The 26,386-nt window shown below is 66.9% G+C and carries 25 protein-coding genes and 1 riboswitch; of the genes, 14 read left to right on the top strand and 11 right to left on the bottom strand.

From position 1 onward, the window contains the following. Positions 1-3: 3 nt before the first annotated feature. Positions 4-1,560, bottom strand: a complete 1,557-nt coding sequence (locus AC3WT6_RS03285) for a DUF3369 domain-containing protein (protein WP_492652129.1) — start codon at positions 1,558-1,560, stop codon at positions 4-6. Positions 1,561-1,577: 17 nt separating this feature from the next. After that, positions 1,578-2,807 (bottom strand): sensor histidine kinase, encoded by a 1,230-nt coding sequence (locus AC3WT6_RS03290; protein ID WP_492652130.1) that lies wholly within the window; start codon positions 2,805-2,807, stop codon positions 1,578-1,580. A 300-nt stretch (positions 2,808-3,107) separates the two neighbouring features. Between AC3WT6_RS03290 and hemN the strand changes: the two genes are divergently transcribed. From hemN to AC3WT6_RS03305, 3 genes are all read left to right on the top strand, one after another. After that, positions 3,108-4,520, top strand: coding sequence for an oxygen-independent coproporphyrinogen III oxidase (gene hemN, locus AC3WT6_RS03295; RefSeq protein WP_492652131.1), 1,413 nt, complete (start codon positions 3,108-3,110; stop codon positions 4,518-4,520). Between the two features lie 16 nt (positions 4,521-4,536). Further along, a complete protein-coding gene (locus AC3WT6_RS03300; RefSeq protein WP_492652132.1) occupies positions 4,537-5,019 on the top strand; it encodes a potassium channel family protein in 483 nt (160 codons plus the stop codon). A gap of 101 nt (positions 5,020-5,120) precedes the next feature. Then, a complete protein-coding gene (locus tag AC3WT6_RS03305) occupies positions 5,121-6,044 on the top strand; it encodes a universal stress protein (RefSeq protein WP_492652133.1) in 924 nt (307 codons plus the stop codon). 154 nt (positions 6,045-6,198) lie between these two features. On the opposite strand, the gene AC3WT6_RS03310 is transcribed toward AC3WT6_RS03305, so the two are convergent. Next, on the bottom strand, positions 6,199-6,939 hold the full coding sequence (locus AC3WT6_RS03310) for a Crp/Fnr family transcriptional regulator (protein WP_492652134.1): 741 nt from the start codon (positions 6,937-6,939) through the stop codon (positions 6,199-6,201). A gap of 63 nt (positions 6,940-7,002) precedes the next feature. Further along, positions 7,003-8,487, bottom strand: coding sequence for an amidohydrolase family protein (locus tag AC3WT6_RS03315; protein ID WP_492652135.1), 1,485 nt, complete (start codon positions 8,485-8,487; stop codon positions 7,003-7,005). 179 nt (positions 8,488-8,666) lie between these two features. On the opposite strand from AC3WT6_RS03315, the gene AC3WT6_RS03320 reads away from it, so the two are divergent. The 8 genes from AC3WT6_RS03320 (at position 8,667) to AC3WT6_RS03355 (ending at position 14,110) form a co-directional block, all read left to right on the top strand. Further along, positions 8,667-9,389 carry a helix-turn-helix domain-containing protein gene (locus tag AC3WT6_RS03320; protein WP_492652136.1) on the top strand — a complete coding sequence of 241 codons (723 nt, stop codon included), beginning with the start codon at positions 8,667-8,669 and terminating at the stop codon, positions 9,387-9,389. Positions 9,390-9,479: 90 nt separating this feature from the next. Beyond that, positions 9,480-10,238: an HD domain-containing protein gene (locus tag AC3WT6_RS03325; RefSeq protein ID WP_492652137.1), complete on the top strand. Its 759-nt coding sequence runs from the start codon at positions 9,480-9,482 to the stop codon at positions 10,236-10,238. A gap of 58 nt (positions 10,239-10,296) precedes the next feature. Further along, the gene (locus tag AC3WT6_RS03330; protein ID WP_492652138.1) at positions 10,297-10,710 is read left to right on the top strand and encodes a hypothetical protein; all 414 of its coding nucleotides are present in this window, start codon (positions 10,297-10,299) and stop codon (positions 10,708-10,710) included. Next, positions 10,707-11,114 carry a hypothetical protein gene (locus AC3WT6_RS03335; protein WP_492652139.1) on the top strand — a complete coding sequence of 136 codons (408 nt, stop codon included), beginning with the start codon at positions 10,707-10,709 and terminating at the stop codon, positions 11,112-11,114. The genes AC3WT6_RS03330 and AC3WT6_RS03335 overlap by 4 nt, the downstream gene beginning before the upstream one ends. After that, positions 11,111-12,277, top strand: coding sequence for a serine hydrolase domain-containing protein (locus AC3WT6_RS03340; RefSeq protein WP_492652140.1), 1,167 nt, complete (start codon positions 11,111-11,113; stop codon positions 12,275-12,277). Before AC3WT6_RS03335 ends, AC3WT6_RS03340 begins: the two co-directional genes overlap by 4 nt. A 21-nt stretch (positions 12,278-12,298) precedes the next feature. Beyond that, a complete protein-coding gene (nthB, locus tag AC3WT6_RS03345) occupies positions 12,299-12,925 on the top strand; it encodes a nitrile hydratase subunit beta (RefSeq protein WP_492652141.1) in 627 nt (208 codons plus the stop codon). Further along, a complete protein-coding gene (gene nthA / locus AC3WT6_RS03350; protein ID WP_492652142.1) occupies positions 12,922-13,656 on the top strand; it encodes a nitrile hydratase subunit alpha in 735 nt (244 codons plus the stop codon). Before nthB ends, nthA begins: the two co-directional genes overlap by 4 nt. A gap of 16 nt (positions 13,657-13,672) precedes the next feature. Next, positions 13,673-14,110, top strand: a complete 438-nt coding sequence (locus tag AC3WT6_RS03355) for a hypothetical protein (protein ID WP_492652143.1) — start codon at positions 13,673-13,675, stop codon at positions 14,108-14,110. A gap of 41 nt (positions 14,111-14,151) precedes the next feature. Here AC3WT6_RS03355 and AC3WT6_RS03360 read toward each other — a convergent pair whose 3' ends face one another. Next, positions 14,152-14,994, bottom strand: coding sequence for a helix-turn-helix domain-containing protein (locus AC3WT6_RS03360; RefSeq protein ID WP_492652144.1), 843 nt, complete (start codon positions 14,992-14,994; stop codon positions 14,152-14,154). 54 nt (positions 14,995-15,048) lie between these two features. Here AC3WT6_RS03360 and AC3WT6_RS03365 point away from each other — a divergent pair, with 54 nt between their 5' ends. From AC3WT6_RS03365 to AC3WT6_RS03375, 3 genes are read left to right on the top strand one after another with little or no spacing between them, the layout of a single operon-like run. After that, complete coding sequence (locus AC3WT6_RS03365; protein ID WP_492652145.1) at positions 15,049-15,576, top strand: FixH family protein; 528 nt, start codon at positions 15,049-15,051, stop codon at positions 15,574-15,576. An 11-nt stretch (positions 15,577-15,587) separates the two neighbouring features. Then, the gene (locus AC3WT6_RS03370) at positions 15,588-16,799 is read left to right on the top strand and encodes a cytochrome-c peroxidase (protein ID WP_492652146.1); all 1,212 of its coding nucleotides are present in this window, start codon (positions 15,588-15,590) and stop codon (positions 16,797-16,799) included. Next, on the top strand, positions 16,796-17,905 hold the full coding sequence (locus AC3WT6_RS03375) for a flavin-containing monooxygenase (RefSeq protein ID WP_492652147.1): 1,110 nt from the start codon (positions 16,796-16,798) through the stop codon (positions 17,903-17,905). Before AC3WT6_RS03370 ends, AC3WT6_RS03375 begins: the two co-directional genes overlap by 4 nt. A gap of 251 nt (positions 17,906-18,156) precedes the next feature. Here AC3WT6_RS03375 and AC3WT6_RS03380 read toward each other — a convergent pair whose 3' ends face one another. From AC3WT6_RS03380 to AC3WT6_RS03405, 6 genes are all read right to left on the bottom strand, one after another. Beyond that, the gene (locus AC3WT6_RS03380; RefSeq protein ID WP_492652148.1) at positions 18,157-22,128 is read right to left on the bottom strand and encodes a ribonucleotide reductase barrel domain-containing protein; all 3,972 of its coding nucleotides are present in this window, start codon (positions 22,126-22,128) and stop codon (positions 18,157-18,159) included. A gap of 297 nt (positions 22,129-22,425) precedes the next feature. Then, complete coding sequence (gene dmeF / locus AC3WT6_RS03385; RefSeq protein WP_492652149.1) at positions 22,426-23,424, bottom strand: CDF family Co(II)/Ni(II) efflux transporter DmeF; 999 nt, start codon at positions 23,422-23,424, stop codon at positions 22,426-22,428. A 24-nt stretch (positions 23,425-23,448) separates the two neighbouring features. Continuing rightward, the gene (locus AC3WT6_RS03390) at positions 23,449-24,027 is read right to left on the bottom strand and encodes a TMEM165/GDT1 family protein (protein WP_492652150.1); all 579 of its coding nucleotides are present in this window, start codon (positions 24,025-24,027) and stop codon (positions 23,449-23,451) included. 9 nt (positions 24,028-24,036) lie between these two features. Beyond that, positions 24,037-24,212, bottom strand: a riboswitch (yybP-ykoY riboswitch). A gap of 29 nt (positions 24,213-24,241) precedes the next feature. Further along, a complete protein-coding gene (locus AC3WT6_RS03395; protein ID WP_492652151.1) occupies positions 24,242-24,748 on the bottom strand; it encodes a TPM domain-containing protein in 507 nt (168 codons plus the stop codon). 1 nt (position 24,749) lies between these two features. Continuing rightward, positions 24,750-25,622: a TPM domain-containing protein gene (locus AC3WT6_RS03400; protein ID WP_492652152.1), complete on the bottom strand. Its 873-nt coding sequence runs from the start codon at positions 25,620-25,622 to the stop codon at positions 24,750-24,752. Next, a complete protein-coding gene (locus AC3WT6_RS03405; RefSeq protein ID WP_492652153.1) occupies positions 25,619-26,221 on the bottom strand; it encodes a LemA family protein in 603 nt (200 codons plus the stop codon). Before AC3WT6_RS03405 ends, AC3WT6_RS03400 begins: the two co-directional genes overlap by 4 nt. Positions 26,222-26,386: the final 165 nt, after the last annotated feature.

The following is a 26,386-nucleotide window of genomic DNA, read 5'->3' on the forward strand; positions in this document are numbered from 1 at the left end:
GCCCTATTCGCGCTCCTCGCCGGGCAGGCGGTCGTGGATAGCCAGAAAGTCCGGATAGTGGTCGAGGAAGAGGTCCACCAGCTTGGGCTCGAACTGCAGCCCGCGCTCCTGGCGCAGGTACTCGGCGATGCGCTCCGGCGTCCAGGGCTCCTTGTAGACCCGCTTTGAACTCAGGGCGTCGAAGACATCGGCCAGCCCGGTGATGCGGGCAAACAGATGGGTGCCGGTGCCGGCGAGGCCGCGCGGATAGCCGCCGCCGTCCCAGCGCTCGTGATGGCCGCCGACCACCAGCTCGGCGGTTTTCAGCAGGTGGCCCTTCTGCCCTTCCAGCATCCGCTGGCCGCGCAGCACATGGGTTTCCATGATCACCCGCTCGGCGTCGTCGAGCTTGCCGGGCTTGTCGAGGATGGCGTCGGGGATGCCGATCTTGCCGAGGTCGTGCATGGCCGCGGCCACCCCCAAGGCTTCCACCTCCTCGTCGTTCAGGCCCAGCAGGCGGCCGAGCAGCTTGGAGTATTCCGACACCCGGCGGACGTGGTTGCGCAACAGCCGCGAGCGCTCTTCGATGCCGGTGCTGAGCAGGATGATCAGCTGGCGCTGGGAGTCGAGCAGATCCTGGTTGAGCGCCAGGTTCTCGAAAGCGATGGAGACATTGCGGCAGAACAGCTCGATCAGCCTGGCGTCGGCCGGCGAGAAGTTGGTGTCGCTGCTCAGATAGACCACGTGCTCGCTGTGCAGGCGGGTGGAGAAATAGGCGGCGAACTGGCGCTCGCCGATCTCGAACGAGCGGGAGGCGATGGCCCGCTGCACATGCGCCATCGCCTCGGCGTCGAGCACCGTCTCGGCGAGCACGCCCTCGCTGGCCTGGTAGCTGCCGGTGCCGGCGGAAACCCTGAGGCCGCCGTCGGTGAGGCTGGCGGCGACGCCGTTGGCGCCGATCACCAGCGCATCGCGCTTGGCATAGAGCAGGGCGGTGATCTGTTCCAGCACGCCGCGCTGAAACTGCACCAGCGAGTGGGTCTTGAAGATCGAGGCCGAGGCCTCGATCACCTGCTCCAGACCCAGCCGGTTGCGCTCCATCGCGATCAGCTCGCGGTACAGGCTCAGGCCGGTCTGCAGCACCGTGTAGAGCTTGGTGGTGGTGAGCTCGGTCTTTTCCTTGTAGTCGTTGATGTCGAATTTGCGCACCACCTCCAGCTCCGGCGCCTGGCCGGGCTGGCCGGTGCGCAGCACGATGCGCACGAAGCGATTGTCGAGCTCGTGGCGGATGCGCTGCACCGCGTCCAGGCCGGCGTGCTCGGTTTCCATCACCACGTCCATCAGCACCAGGGCGATGTCGGGTTCGCGCTTCATGATCTCCACCGACTCGTGGCCGGTGTAGGCGTCGAAAATCTGCAAGGGCCGGCCGAGCACGGTGAACGACTCCAGCGCCAGCTTGGTGACCTTGTGGATCTCCTCCTCGTCGTCCACCACCAGGATCTTCCAGGGCTCCGGGCCTGAGCCGCTGGGCTCCGGTTCGCTGGCGGCGAAGCTCATCAATTCGGTATCGGCCTGTTCCATGGGGGTGTTGTCCGGTTCTAGAAGCGGATGGTGAAACGGGTGCCCTGGCCGGGGCTGCTCTCGACGTCGAGATTGCCGCCCAGGGTCTGGTGCACCAGGTTGAAGACGATGTTGAGACCCAGGCCGGTGCCGCCCTGGCCGCGGCGGGTGGTGAAGAACGGGTCGAAGATGCGCGGCAGGTTTTCGGCGGAGATGCCACGGCCGTCGTCGGCGAAGCGCAGCTCCACCTGCTGGCCCAGGCGCCGCACCTGGATCGACATCTGCCCGGCGCTGTCGGCATCGAAGGCGTGGGTCACCGAATTGACCACCAGGTTGGTGAGGATCTGCGACAGCGCGCCGGGGGTGGTCAGCACCTCGATGTCGTCCGGGCAGTCGAGGGTGATCTGGTGGCGGCTGGCCTTGAGCTTGGGGCGCAGGCTGAGCAGCACCTCCTCGATATAGGTCTTCAGATTGATGCGCCGCTGCTCGTCGCTGGACTGGTCCACCGCCACCAGCTTGAAGCTCTTGATCAGGTCGGCGGCACGCTGGAGGTTGAGCAGGATGATGTCGCTGGCCTGCTCGAAGGACTGCAGGAGCCGGTCGAACTGCGGCTTGGTCAGCTTGTTGTCGCTGGCGGCGGCGCGCATCGTGCGCACCTCGGCCTGCAGGTGCGAGGCGGCGGTGACGCCGACGCCGACCGGGGTGTTGATCTCGTGCGCCACGCCCGCCACCAGGCCGCCCAGCGAGGCCATCTTCTCGGCCTGCACCAGCTGGCTCTGCGCCACTTTCAGCTGCGCCAGTGCGCGCTGGGTTTCCTGCACCTGCGCTTCCAGCGAGTGGTTGAGGTCGTGCAGTGCCTGCTCGCTGCGCTTGCGCTCGGTGATGTCGATGATCGAGGCGAGCACGAACACGCCGTCCTCGGTGCGGATCGGGCTCAGGCCGATCTCGATCGGCACTTCCTGGCCGGCGCTTGTGAGGCCGTACAGGTCGCGGCCGGCGCCCATCGGCCGGGTGCTGGGCTGGGCGAAATAGCCTTCGCGCAGACGCGGATGGTGACCGCGGATGCGTTGCGGCACCAACAGGTCCAGCGACTCCCCGAGCAGGGCCTCGCGGGAATAGCCGAACAGCTGCTCGGTCTGGCGATTGACCAGGGTGATGATGCCCTGGGCATTGACCATCAGGATGGCATTGGGTGCCGCCTCCACCACCAGGCGGAAGCGCTCGTCGGCCTGGCCTGGCGGCGGCGCAGCGGGGCGGGGTTCGGCCATCGGCATCGTGCGCTGTCTCCTGGAGAGCTTGCTGAAACTGGCGGCGGGACTCCTCGCCGCTGGCAGAGCCTCGCCCTGGCCTGGTCGCGCGGTGCTGTGGTCAGGAAGTCGCGATCCGGCAAGCACCGTGGGCAAGAGCTTGCCCGCGGCGCGTTGCCGCGGCGTTCGGGCCGGCCGCAAGGTAGGCGTCGGCGGACGGGTGGATGCGCGGCGAGAGCCAGGCGCCGAAGTCCATTGACGCCGGTCAACGCGGCCAGCCGCGCTCGCCACTAAGGTCCACTCCATTCGCAGGAGCATCCCATGGACCTCGCCCTATTCGACCCCGCCCTGATCGAGCGCTACGACCGCCCGGGGCCGCGCTATACCTCCTACCCGACCGCCGCGCAGTTCAGCGAGAGCTACAGCGCCAGCGACTACCTGGGCGCCGTGCAGCGCAGCCGTGACAGCGGCGTACCGCTGTCGCTCTATGTGCATGTGCCGTTCTGCGCCAGCCCCTGCTTCTACTGCGGCTGCAACCGCATCATCAGCCGCTCGCGCAGCATCGCCGCCGGCTACATCGAGCGCCTGGAGCGGGAGATCGAGATGCAGGCGGCGCTGTTTGCCGGCCGCGGCCCGGTGTCGCAGCTGCACTTCGGCGGCGGCACGCCCAGCTTCTTCAGCCTGAGCCAGATGGAGCAGGTGATGCAGGCCCTGGACCGTGGGTTCGGGCTGAGCCAGAGCGCGGAGCGGGAGTATTCCATCGAGGTCGATCCGCGCGCCCTGCTTCCGGACAGCATCGCCTGCCTTGCGGCGCTGGGTTTCAACCGCATCAGCATCGGCGTTCAGGACTTCGATCCCGCCGTGCAGGAGGCGGTCAACCGCCTGCAGAGCTACGAGCAGACCGAGCAGGTGGTGCTCGACGCTCGCAAGCACGGCTTCAATTCGGTATCGGTGGATCTCATCTACGGCCTGCCCCGGCAGACCCTGGAAGGCTTCGGCCGCACGCTGGATCAGGTGATCGCGCTGGCGCCGGACCGCGTCTCCGCCTACAGCTATGCGCACATGCCGCAGCTGTTCAAGGCGCAGAACCAGATCAATGCCGCCGAGCTGCCCAGCTCGCAGCAGAAGCTGGGCCTCTTGCAGCTCACCGTCGCCAAGCTGCAGGCGGCGGGCTATGTCTATGTCGGCATGGACCACTTCGCGCGGCCCGACGACGAGCTGGCGCGCGCGCTTTCCGACGGCAGCCTGCAACGCAACTTCCAGGGCTATTCCACCCATGGCGGCGCCGACCTGATCGGCCTGGGCCTGAGCGCGATCAGCCGGGTCGCCGACAGCTACTGCCAAAACGCCAAGACCCTGGATGCCTACTACGCCGCGCTCGATACCGGCCGCCTGCCGCTGCAGCGCGGCTTGCAGCTGAGCGCCGACGATCGCCTGCGCCGCGCCCTGATCGAAGACCTGATGTGCCGCGACCGGGTCGATTACGACCGGCTGGAGCGCGAGTACCACATCAACTTCCGCAATTACTTCGCCGACGCCCTGGCGGCGCTGCGGCCGCTGCAGGCCGACGGCCTGGTCGAACTGGGCGAGCACGAGCTGCGGGTCACCGCCAAGGGCCGCTTCCTGCTCAGGGCAGTGGCCATGCCCTTCGACGCCCACCTGGTGGCGGCGCAGGCCCGGGCAGCGAGCCATGAAGTCGTCGTGGCGCCGCCGCGCTATTCGCGGGTGATCTAGGCCCTAGACTGGCGGCATGCACGACCTGCCACTCAAGACCCCGATCTTCGCCGAGGCCCTGGCCTCCTCCGAGCACTGGCTGATGCTGGGGCTGTGCCTGCTCCTGGTCGGCAGCGTGGTCGGCCTGCATTACGAGGCGCTGGAGCGGCTCAACAGCTGGCTGCCCCGGCTGCGCCTGCCGATACGGCTGCGGGTGCTGGTACTGATCTACAGCCTGATGGCGGTACACATCCTGGAAATCTGGATTTTCGGCGCCGCCCTCTATGGCGTCACCCTGTGGCCGGAGCTGGGCCGCATCACCGGCGCCGACGGTCTGGTGCTGCTCGACGCGGTGTACCTGTCCACCGTCACCTACACCACCGTCGGCTACGGCGACCTGACGCCGGAGGGGCCGCTGCGCCTGCTGCTGGGCATGGAGAGCCTGAGCGGCTTCCTGCTGGTGACCTGGTCGGCCTCGTTCACCTACCTGGAGATGCAGCGCAACTGGCGGGTGTCCTGAATCGGCGGTAGCAGAGCCGGTCCCGTTTGTGGATTGACCTGGGTCAACGCGCCACCGGGGGCTGGCGCCGGATGCTTCCACCTTGGATTTCGGAGCCCGCTATGCCCCACCGCAAGATATTTCTGATCGCCCGGCGCAGCGAGCCGCACTCGCCGGCGCTCAACCGCGCCGCGGCGCTGGCGCGGGCCAGCGGTGGCGAGCTGCACCTCTGCCTGTTCGAGCAGCAGCCGCTGCTGGAGGCGGTGTCGCATCTGAGCAGCGAGGTGGCACGGCTGGCCCGTGAGGCGCAGCTGGCCGAGGCCCACCGCTGGCTCAACGACAAGGTGCAGGCGCTGCGGGAAACCGGAGTGAAGGCGAGCGGGGAGGTGGTCTGGGGCCGGCCACTGCTCGAGCACATGCTGAACAAGATCCGCCAACAGCAGCCGGACTTGGTGGTGAAGGACATCCACCTGGAGCCACTGCTGCGTCGGGTGCTGCTGACGCCTATCGACTGGCACCTGCTGCGCGACTGCCCCTGCCCCTTGATGCTGGTCAACCCGCAGGCGTTGCCCCTGCCGCGGCGGGTGGTGGCGGCGGTGGAGCCGGTCTCGATCGAGCACAGCGGCGGTCACCTTAACGAGCGCATCTTTCAGATTGCCACCGAGATTGCTGCCCTCAGTGGCGCCAGCACCGAACTGGCTTTTGCCTACGAGGGCCTGTCGCCCCTGGCGGTGAGCCAGCCGGAGGAATACACCGTGGTCGCCGCCGAAATCTACGAGCAGCTGCGGCAGACCCAGGTGCAGCGTTTCCACAGCTTCGCCGCCGCGCAGGGGGTGCCGGCCGAGCGTCAACAAGTGCTCTACGGCCCGCCCTGGCTGGCGCTCGCCGACTGCGCCGACGATCCGCGTGCCGATCTCCTGGTGCTGGGCACCGTCCAGCGCAGCGGACTGGAGCGCGCCCTGATCGGCAGCACCGCCGAGCGCATCCTCGATCAGGCGCGCTGCGATCTGTTGGCGATCAAGCCGGAAGCGGTGGCGGACAAGTAGGCCGGCTGCGCCTCAGGCGCGGCCTAATTGCGAATTTGGGATTGAGCAGCGGCGGCGGCCGGTGGCAACTTCGCCGCAATCCGCAATCCGCAATCCGCAATCCGCAATCCGCAATCCGCAATCCGCAATCCGCAATCCGCAATCCGCAATCCGCTCAACCGCCGCGCCGCAGTGGCAGGCCCACCCGGGCGATCTCCATCAGGCGCTCGACATTGCGAATCTCGATGGAGGTGCGCCGGCAGCGCAGCGCGCCGCTGTCCTGCAGACGGGTAAATACCCGCGACACGGTCTCAGTGGCCAGGCCCAGGAACTGGCCAATGTCCCGGCGCGACATCGGCAGCCGTTGCGCCCGGCCGGCGAAGCCGACACCCTCGGTCTGCGCGCTCTGATTGAGCAGGAACACCGCCACCCGCTGCTCCGCCGTGCAGCGGCCCAGGTGCAGCAGTCTTTGCAGGCGCTGGATCTCGCGGCCCATGCGCGCGGTCAGCCGTTCGCGGAAGTCCGGCGATTCGCCGATGCGCAGGCGGATGGCCTCGGCGGGCATGCGGCAGACCCGCGCCGGCGCGATGGCCACTGCGCTGCTCTGGAAATGCGGATGGGTCAGCGAGTCGATGCCCAGCACATCGCCCGGCAGCACGAAGCCCAGCACCTGCTCGCCGCCATCCGGCGTCACCACATAGGATTTGAAGGCGCCGCCGCTGACCACGTACAGCGAGTCGCTGGGCTCGCCCATGCGATACAGATGGTCGCCGCGCTCCAGGCCGGTGCGGCTCATGCGGCCGGCGGCGCTGCCCTCGTCCAGCGCGGCGCCGAGGCAGTCGACCCCGCGTTCGCAGCCGGTGCAGCGCAGGGGTTCGGTGCGGCGTCGGCGGGTGGGAGTGGGTACGGCGGACACGGGCGGCTCCAAGTTTCACCCCTCAGCTTGCGGCCGCTGAGCCGCGATCCGCGTTGACCCAGGTCAGCGCGTACGCGCCGGGGCTGACTTACCCATCCACTGCTGCGGTGTGCGCGATACGCCATTGCGTATCGTCCACTGGATATTGCGTAACGCACTTAGGTCGCGCAGCGGATCGCCGCGGACGACGACCAGATCGGCGCGCTTGCCGGCCTCAATGGTGCCTATGTCGTCCCCTTTTCCCAGCATCGCGGCCGCTACTCTGGTCGCGGCCGCGAGGGCCTCATGCGGCATTAGCCCTGCTTCTCCAAGAAGTTCAATCTCGCGCAGGCTGGTCGGTCCATGGAACTCGTACGGAATGATCGGCCAGTTCCCCGAATCGCTACCCATCACAATAGGTATCTTCCGGGCATGCATCAAGCCGACGGTGCGCAGCACATTGCTGCGCCAGCTGCGCATTTTTTCTTCGGTTGCCAGCAGACGCGCCAGAGGTGCATACAGGAAGGTCGGCATCCACCGCGGCAGCATGATTGCCATCGACCGGCTCGACAGTTCCCGACGCGACCGGGGATCGGCGGCGGTCTTCAACTCGATCAGCGGAACCGTCAAGCGCAGCAGCGGGTCCTCAAGCCGCTCGGGATGAAAACCGGTCAGCAAGGCATCTTCGATCGCAATCGTGGACACGACATAGGTGCCGGATGCGGCCAGGCGCCGGACGAACTGTGCGGAAGGTAGTTCTTCGGTGAAGCCCGCGTGCACCAGCGCATGTGCGCCCATGTCCAGTGCCAGGTTCTGGTCTGCTTCGACGAATGCATGTACGTAGATCGGCAGCTCTCGTTTGGCGGCGGCGCGGACGATGTCCTTGCGCATCGCGAGATCATGCACCGGTAGGGTTGGCACCGGGCCGAAGCCGCTTTCCATAAAAACCTTCACGCCCGCCACCGGCAGTCCATGACTCTCGCTGAAGCGGTCCTCGATATCCTGCGCGCGGGCCACGCCCACGAAGGGCTGGCCCATGCTGGCAAAGGTGGCGTAGCCCTGCGGAGTGGTCAGGGCGGGCATCAGCATCAGGACCTGCGGGCCCGCATGTCCAGCGGCTAGCCAGGCGTCGACTTCGCGCGCGTCGGTGGCCGTGATGCCGGTATCCAGCACGGTGGTCACGCCACAGGCGAGGTAAGCGCGCAGATGCTGGTGGCGCAGATCCAGTGATTCTGAGGTCGTATCCGAACGCTGTGTGCTCCCTGGATTGAGGGACACATGCACATGTCCGTCGATCAACCCTGGCAGCACTGTGTCGCCGTGAACGTCCAGAACCGCAATCCCGGGCGCGTCTGCAATATCGCCGATCCGGGCAATGCGCCCGCCTCGGATCAGGATGGAGACGTCGGGCCTCACCGTGGCTCCAGTTCCGTCCCACAGGCGCGCATGGCGGATGAGCAGATCTTGCGGCGCGAGCAAGGGCTTCGCATCCGCTGCGGCCGTCGCGGTCGCCCCGCCCAGCATCCAGGCCGCTCCCAGAAACCAGCTACACAACGGCGAGCGCATCATCGCGTCAACTCGCGCAGACTCGGTGATTCCTGTATCGCTGACATTGGCATCCTCATCAATCGTGTATCCCGCAGAGGACGGTAAGTCTCACGACACGGTGCGTCTTGAACAGAATCGCTACGCGGCTCGCGCATGCGGCGGCGATTCAAGCGGAATAATTCAGGTGCTAAGGTGTCTCCATGGAAGGCTGGACCGGAAAGATTGTCTTGGGCGACGCCTGCGCTTTGTTCGTGGGCTCTGGCGGACGCACGCCGATGCATCGCCATCTGGCCTACAAGTTCGTGATTGGGCTTGATCGCTCGGTCGACGTCGTCGACGGTGATGGCAGTCGGCGCAGCGGTCGCCTGCTGCCGGTTCGGCCGGGTAGCTTGCATCAGGTGCTCGCGGACGATGCGCGCGTCGGTCTTTACTACGCCGATGCCGGCGCATTTCCGAATTCTTCCTTGCCTGGGTCGAGAGCGATACGCGCGCTCGTCTCCCTCTGCAGACGACTCGACGGCGGTGATGAGGCAACCATACGCTCGTTAAAGACCGTTCCCGTGCTCGACGGCTCGTGTTCGGCCGATTCAAGAGTCACGGCGGTTGTCGGGGAGATGCGTAGACCCGAGAACACGCGACTGGAGGCCATCGCTTCCGGAGTGGGCCTGTCGCACAGCCGGTTCAGCCACATTTTCACATCCACCGTCGGCGGCGCCCCAGCACGTTACCGAAGGTGGCGACGATTGTGGATCGCAGCCGAACTTCTGGGTCGGGGCGAGCGCATCGTTGATGCCGCCCTCGAGGCTGGATTCAGTGACTCGGCGCATCTGACCCGAACCTTTGTCGAGATGCTCGGCATCACCCCCGGCCTGTTCCAGGCCAGCGAGGTGATTCTTCTCCCGATGCGGATCGATCAAACCTGAGCGGTAGCGGTTTTGTTCAAGACGGGGCATGTGCGCGTGCCTAGAGTCCACTGCGTGCTGCATCCGCAAGTGGATCGCTGAGGAGCCCCTATGTCGCAGAAAAAAATCGGATCGATCGCCTGGTTGAGGGAGACCCAGGGCAAGATGACGCTACGCTCGCGCCTGACGCTGCTGCGGCAGGTGCTCGCGCCCGGCGTCGGTGGTGTGATCAAGAGCCTGTTTCGTTCCGGAAAAGATCATCCGCTCGCACTCGCGGATATTCCGATCCCCGATAGCGCGGCGGTCAAGCATGCGTTGGATGAGCTGGAAAGCTGCGCCAGCCCCGGCGTCATCCAGCACTCGTTCCGCACCTATCTCTGGGGTGCGGCCTTCGCCCGGATTGACCGGCTCGAATACGATCCTGAGTTCCTGCTGGTGGGCTGTTTGCTGCATGACCTAGGCATGACTGCGCGACATCACGGCCAGTACGCCAGCTGCAGCTGCTTTGCGGGCGATTCCGCGATCGCTGCGGCCGGCGTGATGCGCAAAGCTGGCTGGAGTGAGGAGCGCATAGAGCCACTGGCCGACATGATCTGCCTGCACATGAACGGCCACATGACGGCCGCAGACGGTCACGAGGCATTTCTGTTGCAGCAGGGTACGGCCTGCGATGTCGTGGGAGCGCGCTACTACGATTTCCAGTCGACGTACCGACAGGCGGTGCTGCAGCAACATCCCCGCGAGAAGCTCAACCGGGAATTCATCGGATTCATGGCGAAGGAAAAGTCGTTGCGCCCGACTTCCCGGGCCGCTCTGCTGGTCCAGGTGGGACTGCCGCTGATGATCAAGCTGAATCCCTACGCGGAGTGAACCGGCGCAGATCACGCGCACGCGACAACCGGGTTCGGCATCACTTCAGGAGAACATTGTGGAATACCTAATCGGCGCGGGACTGGGCGTCTTCATTCTGGCTTTCGCGGCACTGGTCGGACTGGGTCGGGATCGGGCGTTCTATCCGACCGTGCTCATCGTCATCGCCTCCTACTACTTGCTATTCGCCGCGATGGGCGGCTCACTGCGGGCTGCGGCCCTTGAAGTACTGGCCATGTCGGTCTTTGTGGCCGTGGCTGTCATGGGCTTCAGAGTCAGTCTCTGGTGGGTCGCCATCGGGCTGTTCGCGCATGGCCTGTTCGATTTCACGCACGGCATGTTCATCGACAACGCCGGTGTTCCGGTGTGGTGGCCGGGGTTCTGTCTGACCATTGACGCGGCGCTCGCCGTGGGTCTGGGCGTGTTGCTGGGCCGAGGTGCCGGCCCGGCGGCGACGAGGCAGACGGCATGAGGAATCTGCGCTCGCTCAAGGCGACGCTCTGGATCAGCGCCATCGTCGAGTTTGTCTACTTCTCCCTCAGCCATTGGTTCTTTCATCGCGAGTTCTTCCACGCGCTGGGCATCCGGGGGCCTGATCTGGAATCGCCGTTCGTCATCAGCCAGCTGCAGCTGATCGGGGCGATGGTGATGGGCTATGCGTTGATGAATCTCATCATCGCTAGCGACCCTCTCCGATATCGCCCCTTGCTGAAGCTGATCCTGGCTATCGGATCTGTCTGCATCGCCATCTTTGTCGTCAGCGTCTGGGTGGGAACCCTGCCGACGATGTTCCTAGTCAACGCCGCACTGGTTCTGGCACAGGTCGCTCTGGTGGCGATGCTGCTGCCCGCGGTCACTCAAGAAAGCCATCCATGAAAACGCTCTACCGCCTGTCTGCCCTCATCGTCGCCGCGATCGGCCTGTTCTGCCTCGTCGCCGTACTCAGCGGCAACGGTCATGTGCTGACGGCAGTCCGCGATCTTTATCTCCGTGGCCGTCTGACGCCGCCGATCACCGATACCGGCAGCACGCTGACCCACCACGTGCGCGAAGTCGCGGTCGGCACGCCGCAGCCATGGCCGCTGGCGGAGCACTACAACCGCGTGGCGTTGCCGAAGGATGTTGAGGCACGGATGGCCGCCTATCGGACGGCGGCCTTCCTGGTCATCGAGAACGGCGCCATCAGCAGGGAGATGTACTGGCCCGGCTTTGATATGCACTCACGGACCAACTCCAACTCGGTCGCCAAGACCTTCGTGGGCACGTTGACCGGCATTGCCCTCGCGGAGGGCAGGCTGCGCAGCCTGGACCAGCCGGTCGGCGACTTCATCCCCGAATTCTCGCAGGGTGAGCGGGCGAAGCTGACGTTGCGGCACTTGCTGACGATGAGTGCCGCCACCGATTTCGTCGAGGACTACGACAATCCGCTGGCGTTTCCGGCGCGCGCGCATTTCGGCAATGACCTCACCCGCCTGTTGCTGACGGATTTCCGCATCGTCGGCGAGCCCGGCAAGACGCACAAGTACGACAGCAGCAACACCGCCCTGCTCGGCCTCGTGCTGACCCGTGCCACGGGTCAGAGCCTCAGCGACTACGCGTCCGACAAACTGTGGAAGCCGCTCGGCGCGGAACAGCCGGCGTTGTGGAGCCTCGATCACGCCGCCGGCATGGAACGCGCGTATTGCTGCCTCTATGCGACCGCCCGTGACTATGCACGCCTGGGTCAGCTCTATCTCAACAACGGCGGGTGGAACGGCCAGCAGCTGGTGCCGGCGCGCTATGTGGTCGAAGCGATCAGCGCGGCGCCGCTAAACGACGCGGCGGGCGCCAGGACCGAACGCTACGGCTACCAGCTGTGGCGCATGCAGCATCGCGGACACACTGTCTATTACGGCTGGGGCTACCAGGGGCAGTACGTCGCGGTGATCCCCGACCGCAACATGGTCATGGTGCGTCTGGGCGATGGTGGCGGCTACACGCAGGATCACCACAGGCTCGATCTGCCGCTCTATCTCGACGCCGCCCTGGATCTGGGCTGATCGGGACGACGGAGGATCGACATGGATGGGGTACATGACATGGGCGGGACCCCGGGCTTTGGCGCTGTGACGGTCGAGCGCGACGAACCCGTCTTCCATCATCCCTGGGAAGCCCTGGGCTATGCGCTGGGTGGATATGGAATCGACGTGCTGCGGATGTTCAACTGGGACGACGCCCGGCACGCCATTGAACGCATCGAGCCGCAGCAGTACCTCGCCTCGTCCTACTACGAGCGGATCATCACCGGCGTCGCGAGCCTGTACGTCGAAAAAGGCCTGGTGACGCAGGCAGAGCTGGAGCATCGCGCGCGCGGTCGCTTCCCGCTGGCGCGACCGGTCGCAACGACTGCCGCCGCCGAGGTTCCGGCACCGCAGCCCACCCGATTCGCGGTCGGCGACACGGTCGTCGTCCGCACGCTGCGGACCTCGGGTCATATCCGCATGCCGGCCTATGTGCGCGGCAAGCGTGGCGTGGTGGTCCATGTGGCGCCGCCGTTCTCGTTCCCAGACGCGGCCGCTCATGCACCGGCGCCGCGGCATGAGCCGACCTATCACGTTCAGTTCGATGCCCGCGCACTGTGGGACGACGCGGCCGAGAACTCGGCGGTCGTCGTCGACCTGTGGCAAAGCTATCTGGAGAAGGCATGAACAAGCTCGATGGAATGCTCAAGCTGCTGCGTCTTTCACGGCGGATCCAGGCCCCTTTCAGAGCCCTCGATCGTCGTCTGCGCAAGCCGCAGGCACCGGACTTCACAACACCCGGGCTGGCGCTCCTGCCGGCCGATCATGCCGTGGCCAGTGCAGAGCGTCGTGCACAGGCCCTGCAGGCTGCGGTCACCGCGCGGGAGCCGAGCTTCAGGCCGTATCAGGAATTTTTTTCGAAGACGGCGGTGGAGGACTGGAGTCCGCGCAACGGCGCCCGCGTGGTGGCGCGTGCCTGGCTGGACCCCGACTATCGGTCACGCTTGCTGAAGAACGGCACCGCGGCCTGCGCCGAGCTCGGCTACTCGGGGCCGCAGGGCGAGTACATCGTGGTTCTCGAGAACACGCCGGCCGTCCACAACATGATTGTCTGCACGCTGTGCTCCTGCACTGCCTGGCCGGTTCTGGGCCTGCCGCCGGATTGGTACAAGAGTTTTGAATACCGCTCCCGTGTCGTCCGCGAGTCGCGCGCGGTGCTGCACGAGATGGGGTTCGACCCTCCGGTCGAGACCCAGATCCGCGTGTGGGACACCACCGCCGAGACGCGCTACCTGGTGCTGCCGATGCGGCCCGTGGAAACGCAGGGCTGGAGCGAGGGGCAACTGGCCGCGATCGTCACGCGGGAAGCGATGATTGGCGTCGCGCCGGTGATGGCGAAGCACGTAGAAACCACCTGAATCTGGAAGGAAGCACATGAATGCGGTTGAAATCGCCCTGATCGGCAGCGGACTCTTCTTCATCTGCGGACTGCTGACTGGTCTCTGGAAATACCGCTGCATCTCGAGCAGCCCGGACGCGCAGGCGCCGGTGTATGTCGATATCGCGCATCGGGCATCGCTGATGTACGCCTTTGCCTGCCTCGTGCTCCTTGAGTTTGCAGAGCGCAGTACCTGGCCGGAATGGGTGAACCAGATCGCCGTGACTGTTCCCGTAGTCTTCTTTGCTTCCGCAATCGCAACGTACATCGTGCACGGCTGCCTGCGCGATACGGACAACCAGTTGCGCCGTCCACACGTGCTGGGCACCCGCCAGGTTCATGGCGCGGCGATCAGCACGTACATGATCCTGCTGACTGCAGGCGAGATCGGCGGCTTCGTGGTTCTGTTTGCCGGGTGGGCGCGTGGCCTGTAGGGGCGTGACGTTGTTCTGAGCGACGACCCGTCGCGCGCCCTTCAGTCCGGACGCTCGAATGGCGACGGAATCGTGAAGAAGTCCCCCCGCATCATGACCGATGGCGGCATGCCGAACATTTCGCCGAACGTGCGCGTGAGGTGCGCGGCGTCCGCGAAGTCCGAGCCGTGCGCCGCCTCGCTGATGGTCCGCTCCCGACTGATCGCGAGCATCGCGCGCGTGACCTTGCGCCACAGGATGTAGCGCCGGAACGGCAGTCCGACCTGTTCCTTGAACAAGTGGGCGAAGCGATCCGGCGACAGATGAACCCGCCTGGCCGCGGACTCGAGCGACAGTCTGAGGTCATCGGACTCGACGATCGTGCGCAGGACCGTGTTCACGCGAGTATCGATCTTTCGGGTCGGGGGTGCGCCCGGACATAGCGAAGCCACGCAGTGCCGTATGAGATCGCCCGGATCCAGTGCGGCGAGCGGGTCTTCCCAGAACGTACGCAGCTCGCGCGCGCAGGCCCCGAGCCGGGCGTCCGGAACCACCGTGATGTCCTGAGTCAGCGCGGAGCGCAACCACAGACCTTCACTCGACTCCGCGTCCACGAACAACAGCGCTCCCGTCGCTGCCTGGAAGTTGAACCCGTGCGAGACGTCGGGTTTCACGATCAGACCGCGCCCCTCGCGCCAATCACCGCCCGGGTGGCGGATTGCCGCTGTGCCCTCGATCGCGAGGTACACCTGGATCGCGTGGTGAGCGTGCGCAGGCACCTCGCCGCCACCTTCGCCCAGCGCGATGAACCCACCGTCCCACAGATACCAACGTGTCGGTCTCCGCGAGGCTGTGGATAAGTCTGCCGCCTTGGCAGCCGGTTTGTTCAAGTTCGACATCGGCATCGTTCAAGAAAGAGGCCGTCCTTCTTCAATCCCCGGCGGCTGCGGACTCCTATCTTGCTCGGCGTCGTGCACGACCTTGCGCACCTCACTGAAAAGACCGGAACCCCTATGAACCACGCAACTCCACAGCGCGCCACCGCGCCCAAGCTTCTCCGCCGCTTCCTGGTGGCAGTCGGTGCGCTCGCCACCATCGTCGCATGCGGCCACGCCCCCGCCCATGACGGCAAGCACCGTCCCGCCGCCGACGAGTTCGGAAGCGGACCGCGCGCATCGGTCAGCCAGCTGTACGTCGCAACCCTCCAGGTTGGCGAGCCGCTGCGCAAACGCCGCCTGCAGACGGTGTCGGTCCGGGTCGTTGACGCAGCCGGCAGGCCAGTCGAGCACGCGACGATCGCCGTGGGCGGCGGCATGCCGGAGCACGGCCACGGCCTGCCGACGCAACCGCGCGTATCGCGGATGCTGGGCAATGGTGTGTACGAGATCGACGGCCTTCGCTTCAACATGAGCGGCTGGTGGGAGCTAGAGCTCGCGATCCAGGCCGAGGCAGGGACGGACACGGTCACCTTCAACCTGGATCTGTGACGGAGACGCCAATGATACCCCTGCGCGCTTCGGCGCCAATCGTCGCCGCTCTGCTGGTTCTGGGCACCGCGCTCGCCGATGCCGGCGCGGCGGTTCCACCGACTGTGGTCGACCTTGTTCTCGACGGACTCGAGCCGCTGCCGCCGGACGCGAGCAACCGCTATGCCGCCGACCCGGCCGCGGCCCAGCTCGGGCGGCGTCTGTTCTTCGATCCGCGGCTGAGCGCCAACGGCCGCGTCGCGTGCGCGTCGTGCCACGACCCGCAGCGACAGTTCCAGGATGGGATCGCCCTCGGCAAAGGCGTGGGTACGACGGCTCGCCGCACGATGCCGGTTGTCTCCACCGCCAGCAGTCCCTTCCTGTTCTGGGACGGACGCAAGGACAGTCAGTGGTCGCAGGCGCTCGGGCCGCTCGAAAGTCCGGTCGAGCACGGTGGCAGTCGCGCGCAGTACGCCCACATCGTCGAGCAGCATTATCGGCGCGAGTACGAACGCATCTTCGGATCCCTGCCCGACATGCGTGACGTACCGTTTGCCGCTGGGCCGGTTGCCGATGCCCAGGCACGCGCGGTGTGGGAGGCACTCGCACAGCCACAGCGCGAGGCGGTGACGAAAGTATTCGTCAACATCGGCAAGGCGATCGCGGCCTACGAACGCACAATCCACTACGGGCCTTCACGCGTCGATCGCTACATTGCCGAGTCGGACCGAACCGGAGTTCCGCCGCAGGACGTGCTCACTGGCGATGAACGCGCAGGGCTCGCCTTGTTCACCGGCAAGGCCCACTGCACGCAGTGCCATAACGGCCCGTTGCTCACCAACAACGAGTTCCACAACACCGGCGTGCCGCGCGGCGCTTCGCCGGATCGCGGCCGGATCACCGGCATCTCGGAAGCCCGCAGTGACGAATTCAGCTGCACCAGCCGCTGGAGCGACGCGCAGGGGCACTGCCCCGAGCTGGCCTTCCTCGCCGCGCCGGGCCGCGAGCACGAGCGTGCATACAAGGTGCCGTCCCTGCGCAATGTCGCCGAGCGGGCGCCATACATGCACGCCGGCCAGTTCGCGACCCTCACACAGGTACTGGATCACTACAACCGCGCACCCGCGGCGCCCGCCGGCCACACCGAACTGCGGCCGCTCGGGCTCAACCGCGCCGAGCTGGACCAGCTTGAGGCATTCCTCCGCGCGCTGACCGGCGGCATCATCGAAGGAGCACAGCCGTGAAGCACTATGACAGCATCGTGATTGGCGCCGGCCAGGCCGGCCTGGCGGCGGGCTTCTACCTGCGGCGCGCGAGTCTGGACTTTGTCCTTCTCGAGTCGGCCGCTGTTGGCGATTCATGGGCGCAGCGCTGGGACAGTCTCAGGCTGTTCACGCCGGCACGTTATAACGCTCTGCCGGGGATGCCCTTTCCGGGACGCCCTTACGACTTGCCGGGCAAGGATGACGTCGCCCGCTACCTGCGCGCCTACGCGGCGCGATTCGCACTGCCGGTGCGTGAGAACCTGGACGTAGCGGCTCTGCGCAGGCACGGAAGTGGCTACGTCCTGCACGCACGGGACGGCGAGACCCTGACCGCATCCTCGGTGATCGTCGCGACCGGGACGAACCACCGGCCCTACGTGCCGGCGCTGTCGCACTCGATTGCGCCGCACATCGTCCAGATCCACTCCAGCGGGTATCGTCGTCCGTCGCAGTTGCCATCGGGCCGCGTACTCGTCGTTGGCGCGGGCAATTCCGGTGGGCAGATCGCGCTTGAACTGGCCAACGCCGGGCGCGAAGTCCTGCTGTCGGGTCCGGACGTCGGTGCCTTGCCGCGGCGGCTTCTGGGTCGTGATATCTACGACTGGATCTGGCCCACTGTGTTGCGCGCGTCGGTCGACACCATGCGTGGGCGGCGCCGTCAGACGCATCGCTTTGCCGCGGATCCGCTCATCGGCATCCCTGCCGCCAGCTTCGCCCACGCCGGTGTAAGGCGCGTCGGACGCGTCGAGTCCGTGTCCTGCGGAGTGCCGCGACTGGACGATGGAGCGTCTGCCGGCGAACTTTCGGCGATCGTATGGTGCACGGGTTTCAGGCCGGATCATTCATGGATCGAGCTGCCGGCCTTCGGCCTCGACGGCTATCCAGTCCACCGGAGCGGCCTGGCGGTCGACGTGCCGGGGCTGGCGTTCCTGGGACTGCGTTATCAACGCCGCCGGCGCTCGCCGCTGCTCGGCGGTGTCGGCGAGGACGCCGAATACGTCGTCCGACAGATTGCCGTGCACGTCAAAGCGGTGACCGTACAAGGACGGACGTCCGCTGAAAGAGCTCCGCCTCGGACAACCTAGCCCCATGTCCGAATGCGGGGAGGCAGGGGTCGTGAATAGCTCCAGCCCGCCAAACATGCCGGGGTCACATTCTGACGGCGCTGCATCCGCGATAAGGGAAACTTGCCGAACAGCATTGCGATGTCGCTTTTGTACTGCACCGCTCAGTCATCGTATTGATGCTTGCCGCGGCGGACAGGATGCGAGGTATGCCCTTCAGATCAGCTCAGCATATTCACCAAACTGGCATCCTGTGGCCATCCGAACAATGCTCAGCCGCAATTGCCCACCCAGCCGCAATGCGTGCAGCTCTGGCAGCCGTCGCGCTTCACCACCGCGTGTACGCCGCACTCCGGACAGGGCTTGCCGGGCAGCGCCGGGCTGCGTGCGCTGCTGCTGCTATGAGGCGCGGCGAGCACGCCCAGCGGGGTCTGTGGCAGACCCTCGGCGTTGAGGATGCCGAGCATGTGGTAGCGGTGCAGCATCAGCTCGGCGAGGTAGGCGACGGTGGAGGGGTAGATCTGTGACTTGACCTTGCCGGGCACCCGGGCAAAGAAGCTGCCGCCGGTCTCCGGGTAGGACACCAGCTTGCGCAGCTTCTCGCCGATCCAGGCCGGGTCGAGCACGCGCATGTCGTAGCTGAGCAGGCGGCAGAGACCGTCGAGGTCTTTCGGGTAGTCGCCGTAGAGGCCGACGGCATAGGGGCGGCGCTCGCCGTCCGGCAGCTGCAGCTCGCGCACCACCAGCACGCAGTCGTCGCCGGTGTTGGCGTTCTTCACGTCCACCGTCCAGGACATGGTGCCGTCGGTGCCGGTGAGCGGCTCCTCGCGGCTGAGCAGGGCGTCCACCACCGGGGTTGGCCCCGGCTCGCTGAACGCGCCCAGCTCCTGGCAGCGGTGCAGTACCAGCCGCGCCAGCGCGGCGGTGGGGCTGGCCAGCAGCTGCGGTTCGCCGGCCGGCGGCATGCGCACCAGCACCGGATTGCCCTGGGTGCGCACCAGCGCCTCCAGCTTCAGTTGCAGCCAGGCGCGGTCGTCGGAGCGCATGTCCATCGACAGCAGCTTGGCGGTGGCGCCCAGGCCGCGCGGCTGCTCGGCGCCGTTCACCCAGACTTCGAACGGCCGGGTGTGACCGTTCTTGGTGTGACCGACGAACACCGCGAAGCGGCAGCCGGGGCCGGCGTCGACCATGTAGGTCCAGGCCGGGTTGCCGCCAGCGAATTCCGGCCGCCCCGGCCACTTCAGCGAGGCCAAGGGCGGCGAGGGCAGCGATTCCAGACGCAGACGCTGGTCGAGGCTGGCGGCGCTCAGCTCCAGCGTCGGGTTCTTGGCATCGGCGCTGGGCGCGGGTGTCACGCTCAGCACCGCCCCGGTGATGTCGTTGGGGCGGTAGGTGGTGCAGCCCTTGCAGCCCCATTCGTAGGCGAGGTCGTAAATGCGCTTGAACTCCTCGAAGCCGCATTCCACCGGCACGTTGACGGTCTTGGAGATCGAGGAGTCGACATAGGGCTGCACCGCCGCCTGGATGCGCAGGTGGTCGGCCGGCGAGAGCGTCTGCGCGCTGGCGAAATAGCCGGGCAGGTTCTGGGCATCGCCGCCCATGCGCAGGTACAGGCGGTAGCCGTAGTCCTGGATCGGATACTCGATGGCCTCGCCATCGCGGTTGCGGCTGCGCCGGCGGTATTCCCAGGCGAAGGCCGGCTCGATGCCGCCGGTGACATTGCGGCCGAAGGCCAGCGAGATGGTGCCGGTGGGAGCGATCGACAGCAGATGGCTGTTGCGCAGGCCGTGCTTGGCGATGGCCGCGCGCAGCGGCTCCGGCAGCCGCTGCACGAAGGGGCTCTTCAGATATTTGTCGGCGTCGAACAGCGGGAACGCGCCGCGTTCCTTCGCCAGAGCCACCGAGGCTTCGTAGGCGCTGTCGCGCAGCGTGCGGGCGATCTCGGCGGTGAGCTGCACCGCCTCTTCGGAACCGTAGCGCTGGCGCAGCATCATCAGCGCCGTGCCCAGACCGGTGAACCCTAAGCCGACGCGGCGCTTGTTCATCGCCTCGCGCTGCTGCTCGGGCAGGGGCCAGTGGGTGAGATCGAGCACGTTGTCGAGCATGCGTACCGCCACTGCGGCGGTCGCTTTCAGGCGCGGCCAGTCCAGGTGCGCCTGTTCGGTGAAGGGTTCGGTGACGAACAGCGCCAGATTGAGCGAACCGAGACAGCAGCAACCGTAGTCGGGCAGCGGCTGCTCGCCGCAGTTGTGCACGTAAAGACCGTTGGCATCGAAGGCGTTGATGCCGGGAATCTGGCAGTCGTAGACGGTCTCCTCCGGGCCGGTCTCGATGCTCGCCACCCGCGCGGCGAAGCGGCTGCGGTTGAGGCCGCGCTTGTAGCCGGCCAGCCGCTGGCTGAGGCGCGCGGCTTTTTCGCCATCGGCAAAGCCGATGCGTTCGGCGTAGATCGCCAGGTTGTCGCCGGAAAGCATCAGCTCCCAATGCCGGCGCTCGTGATGCAGGCTGCTGACCATGCCCAGGCGCAGCAGCATGCGCTGCACCGCCTCGGCCTGGCCGTAGTCGGCGAGGCTCAGGCGCAGGCTGGCGCCCTTGCCGGCGCTGGCCTGCACCTGGCCGGCGCCGTCGAACAGGCCGCGCAGCAGGCCGCAGTAGAACTGGCTGGAGGCACGCTCCATGGCCGGCGTCACCCGGGTCGGTCCCTCGCCCAGGCCCATGCGCTGGGCAAGATCGGCCAGCACCGGCAGCGACAGGCGCCACTCGCCACGTCCGGCCTGCGGCAGCCAGTCCGGCAGCGGCGCGCTGGGCGCCAGCTTGGCGACGCAGTGCAAGGCCTCGGTCATCACCCCGCGTATGCCGTCCTGCGCCTGATCGCCGCCCACCGCCAGCGGCCGCGCCCACAGCGAGAGCACCGCCGCCTCGGTCCGCAACTGGCCCTCGGCCAGCAGCAGACCCAGCAGATAGCCCTCCTCGCGGCTCTCCACGCCTGGCCACTGCGGCTGGTCGCGATGGTCGTGCAGCACGATCAGCTCGCCCGGCTGCAGCTCGCCGGCCTTCTTCCACACCGGCTCCTGGGTCCAGCGGCCCATCCAGCGCAGACTCAGCACCGGGTGGTCGGCGGTGAGCCGCAGCCGATAGCCCTCCTCGGTGCAGAGGTTGAGCACCGGCTTGTGGCCGGTGACGAAGAAACCGCGCGCGCTGGCGGCATGCGACTCGCCATCCACCCGCGCCACGAACGCCCGGCCGAGCAGTTCGCGCACCTGGCGCGGGCCTTCGTCGGTATGCACCCAGCTATCGGCGGTGATGCAGGGGTTGGTGGCCTCGATGCGCTCGCAGTAGGCGAGGTTGTTCTCGGCGTTCATGCGGTCGATGAACACCACGCCGGGGTCGGCGGTTTCGTAGGTGGTGCGCAGCAACTGGTCCCAGAGCGTGGTGGCGTTGACGCGCCGGTACACCCAGAGCCCGTCGGCGCGCTGGTAGGCGTCGGGATGCTCGCTGCGGTCCGGTTCGGCGGCGTGCGCCAGCTCGATGTCCTCGCCCCGGTCCTTGGCGGCCATGAAGGCATCGCTGACCGCCACGCTGAGGTTGAAGTTGGCGAGCGTGCGCTGCTTCTGCAAGAGCGCGTCCAGCTCGCTGCCGCTGTAGCCGGCGGCGGCCAGCTGACGCGCCGGCTCACGCAGATCCTTGGCGGCGATGAAGGCCTCGATGTCCGGGTGGTCCACCCGGAGGATGCCCATCTGCGCGCCGCGCCGGGCGCCGGCCGATTCCACCGTTTCGCAGGAGCGGTCGAACACCCGCATGTAGCTGATCGGCCCGCTGGCGCGGCTCTGGGTGCCGTGCACCTTGGCACCGCGCGGGCGGATGCTGGAAAAGTCGTAGCCGACACCGCCGCCACGGCGCATGGTCTCCGCCGCCTGCAGCAGCGCGGTGTAGATGCCGACCTTGCCGTCGCGGGTCTGGGCGATGGAATCGCCCACCGGCTGCACGAAGCAGTTGATCAGCGTCGCCTGGATGTCGGTGCCGGCGGCGCTCATGATCCGCCCGGCCGGGTAGAAGCCGGCCTTGAGCGCGGTGAGGAATTCCGCCTGCCAGTGGGCGCGCTGTTCCGGCGCCTCGGCCTCGGCGAGGCCCTGCGCCACGCGCTGCAAGACTTCGTCGACGCTGCGCTCCTCGCCCTTGGCGTACTTGTCGCGCAGCACGCCGTCGTAATAGCGGTCCTGTTCGGTCAACAAGTCCTGCAACATCAGCCACCTCGCTGCTTGGGCGCGCGGAGCTGGCGGCGGCAGAGCCGTCACCACCACCGGCCACCTAGGCCCCGGAGCCAGAGTCCGCAGTCTGCGCCCGAATCCATGAGCCTGGAATTAAAGGCCGACCAGCGGGAGCGCGCATTTGTAATGAGCGCTCCCGCGAGGCCGGAATGGAGACGCAGCTAGGCTAGGCCTGGGTGCTGGGAGAGAAACTGACGTAGGTCAAGTTGGCCGCCTCAGCTTGATTGCCAGCGTGGATCGCGCGCACCGACGACCTGCGTCGCGACGCCGGAGTCAGTGCCCGGCGCTTGCTTGATCCGGACAGACGTGAATCTCGATGGTCGAGTGGACGATCTCCTCGTGCACCGCCAGCCGCGCACGGAGGTCTTCGGCGGTCAGCTTGGGGTCGTGCGTGACCACCGTCAGGGCGCAGGAATACACGCCCTTGCCGACGCGCCAGACATGCAGGTCGGTGATCTTGGTTTCTTCGCCCTCGGCACCGGCTTCCACCACCTCGCGGATCTCCTCGACCACCGGGTGATCCATCTCGCGGTCCAGCAGCACCTTGCCGGTATCGGCGATCAGGCCCTTGGCCCAGACCGCGACCAGCACCGCACCGACGATGCCCATCAATGGGTCCAGCCAGGACCAGCCGTACAGCCAGCCGCCGATCAGGGCGACGATGGCGAGCACCGAGGTGGCGGCGTCGGCGATCACATGCACGTAGGCAGACTTGAGATTTAGATCCTGGTGGCTGTCGTGGCCGTGACCATGACCGTGAGGATGGTCGTGCGCATGGCCGTGCCCATGGCCGTGATCGTGACCATGCCCGTGGTGATGGGCCTTGCCGAGAATCAGCGCGCAGACCAGGTTCACCACCAGGCCGAGCACGGCGATGACGATGGCTTCTCGATAATGGATCGCTTGCGGTGACCACAGCCGCTCGACCGAGCCGAACAGCATCATGGCGGCGACGCCGAGCAGAAAGATGGCGCTGGCGAAGCCGCCGAGGATCTCGATCTTCCAGGTGCCGAAGGCAAAGCGCGGGTCGCTCGCATAGCGGCGCGCGCTGGCATAGGCGACGGCGCTGAGGCCGATGGCCACCGCATGCGAGCTCATGTGCCAGCCGTCGGCCAGCAAGGCCATGGAGTTGTACCACCAGCCGGCCAGGATCTCGACGACCATGGTGGCGGCGGTGATCCACATCACCACCCGCGTGCTTTTCTCCGCCGATTCGCTGCTGGCGTTGAAGGAATGATGGTGTTGCCAGGCCGGCAGATTGTCGCTGTGCATGGGGGCTCCGCTGGACTGTCGCGATCAGAAGCCGAGCTTAGCGCCGGCGCCCAGCAGGGTCGCGAGGCCGAGCGCGGCAAAGATCGCGGCGGCGATGCCGTGCACCAGCTTCATCGGGATCTTGTTGGCGAGCTTGTCGCCGGCGAACACCGCCGGCACGTCGGCGATCAGCATGCCCAGGGTGGTGCCGGCCACCACCAGCAGCGGCGTGCCGTAGTGGGCGGCCATGGCGACGGTGGCGATCTGGGTCTTGTCGCCCATCTCGGCCAGGAAGAAGGTCACCAGGGTGGCGCCGAACACGCCCAGGCGTTGCGCGGTCCTGGTCTCTTCGTCCTCGATGGAATCGGGGATCAGGGTCCAGGCCGCCATGCCCAGGAACGACAGGCCCAGCACCCAGCGCAGCACTTCCGGACTCAAGCTGGCGGTGATCCAGGCGCCGAGCGCGCCGGCCAGACCGTGGTTGATCAGGGTGGCGACCAGGATGCCGGCGACGATCGGCAGCGGCTTCTTGAAGCGGGCGGCGAGCAGAAAGGCGAGCAGCTGGGTCTTGTCGCCGATTTCCGCCAGGGCGACGACACCGGTAGAGACGAAGAGGGATTCCATAAGGGGTTCCAGGGCCGGCAGCGGACGAATGACCACGCCGCTACCCCGGCCATCGGAGGCGTCGTGGTCAAAGGTCTTGCCAAGCTAAGGGAACGACTGCCTGCGCCATGGCCTGCGGGCCAAGTGTGTTGACGCAAACCTCTTCGGGTGGAAGAGCGGCTACTCCCCAATGACGGCGACAGTGTAGCTCAGGCAGGCGCGCGGGCGCAGCCCCTCAGCGCAGCAAGACCGGTGCGTCCGGCAGTTCGTTGCCGGCGTCGGGGAAGGCCGGCGGGTAGCGTGCCAGCACGTCGGCGACCGCCTCGATGCCGGCGATCGAGCCTTCGCGGAAGGCGCCGCTGCGGAAGTGGCCCTCCATCAGCCGGCAGGCCGCCTCCCACTCGCCCACCGGGACATGCTGGCTGGAGACACCGCGGTCGGCGACGATCTCCACCGCCTGGTCGGCGAGCAGCACATAGATCAGCACGCCGTTGTTGTGGGCAGTGTCCCACACGCCCAGCTCGGCGAAGGCGGCGAGGGCGCGCTGGCGCGGCCCCTGGTCCTGCCAGACCGCCGCCAGCTTCAGTGCCGGCTCGACGGCGAAGCGGATCTCGCCGGCATGGCGGCTTTCGCAGTCGCGGATCGCTCTCTCGATGGCCGCCAGCGTTGCCGGCGGGAAGCTGCGCCGCAAGGCCAGATCGCCGGTGCAGGCATGGGTCATCAGTCTCTGCAAAGTGCTCATCTCACCAGCGCCCCGATGCGCCGCCACCACCAAAACCACCACCGCCACCGCTGAAGCCGCCACCACCACCGCCGAAGCCGCCGCCGCGACCGCCGCCGTAGCCGCCATGGATGGGCAGGCCGGCGGCCGCGCCGCTGTACAGCAGCAGGGCCACGATCATCGCGAACAGCGCCATGCCCAGGCCGATCAGGCCGGAACCCAGAATCAGGAAGGCCGCGAGCCCGGTACCGCCGCCGACCAGCAGCGAGGCGGGAAAGCTGCCGATCATCCGGCGCAGGCCCTGCCCAATGACGTAGAGCACCATGAACGGCAGCAACAGCGAGCCGAGCAGCCGCTCGGCCTGGCTGCCGCCACGCCTGTCGCGCTGCTTGGGCGCCGGCAGGGGCTCGCCCTCGATCACCTTGATCATCTGGCTGGTGCCGGCGTCGATGCCGCCATAGAAATCGCCTTGCTGGAAGTAGGGCGTGATGGTCTCGGCGATGATGCGCTTGGCGATGGCGTCGGGCAGCGCGCCTTCCAGACCGTAGCCGACCTCGATGCGCAGCGCGCGGTCGTTCTTGGCGATCAGCAGCAGCGCGCCGTCATCGACGCCCTTGCGGCCGAGCTTCCATTGTTCGGCGACGCGCAGGGCGTATTGCTCGATCGCCTCGGGCTCGGTGCTGGGCACGATCAGCACCGCGATCTGGCTGCCCTTGGCCTGCTCGAAAGTAGCGAGCTTCTGCTCCAGCGCGCCGCTCTGCTCGGCGCTCAGGCTGCCGGTCTGGTCGGTGACCCGCGCCTTGAGCTCGGGCACCGCCAGCTCGGCGTGGGCCAGCGCGCCGCCCAGCAGCCAGAGGGCCGCGAACGCGCCCAGGCGCAGACGACGCAAGCTCATTTTTGCGGCGGGGCGGAGAAGTCCACCGTCGGCGGCCGGGCGATGGCCTTTTCGTCTTCCACGGTGAAGCTGGGCTTCACCTGCATGCCGAACATGCCGGCGAACAGATTGTTGGGGAAGCTGCGCACGGTGGTGTTGTATTCCTGCACCGCCGCGATGTAGCGGTTGCGCGCCACGGTGATGCGGTTCTCGGTGCCTTCCAGCTGCGCCTGCAGGTCGCGGAACAGGCCGTCGGACTTCAGCTGCGGATAGTTCTCGGTGACCACCAACAGCCGCGACAGCGCGCTCGACAGCTCGCCCTGCGCCTCACCGAATTTCTTCAGCGCCTGTGCGTCGTTGACCATCTCCGGGCTGACGTTGATGCTGCCGACCTTGGCGCGCGCCTCGGTCACGCCCAGCAGCACGTCCTGCTCCTGCTGCGCATAGCCCTTCACGGTATTGACCAGGTTGGGCACCAGATCGGCGCGCCGCTGGTACTGGTTGAGCACCTCGGCCCAGGCCGCTTTCACGCCTTCGTCTTGCCGCTGCATGGTGTTGTAGCCGCAGCCGGAGAGCAGGGAGGCGCCGAGCAGCGCCAGAAGTGGTAACAGTTTCTTCATGTGGAACACCGGCTTTGTGGGCAGTCGTGCAGACCAATATGCCGACAATACCCCTTCGTTCAAGCCTCTGCGGGTGGTCAGCCGCGCAAATTGATCTGGATCAGTTTGTGCGACCCGGCGCCGGGACAGGATGCCGACGCTGCCGGTCCTCCGGCCGAGGTCTTG

The sequence above is a fragment of the Stagnimonas sp. FW305-C-60 genome, assembly GCF_058782965.1.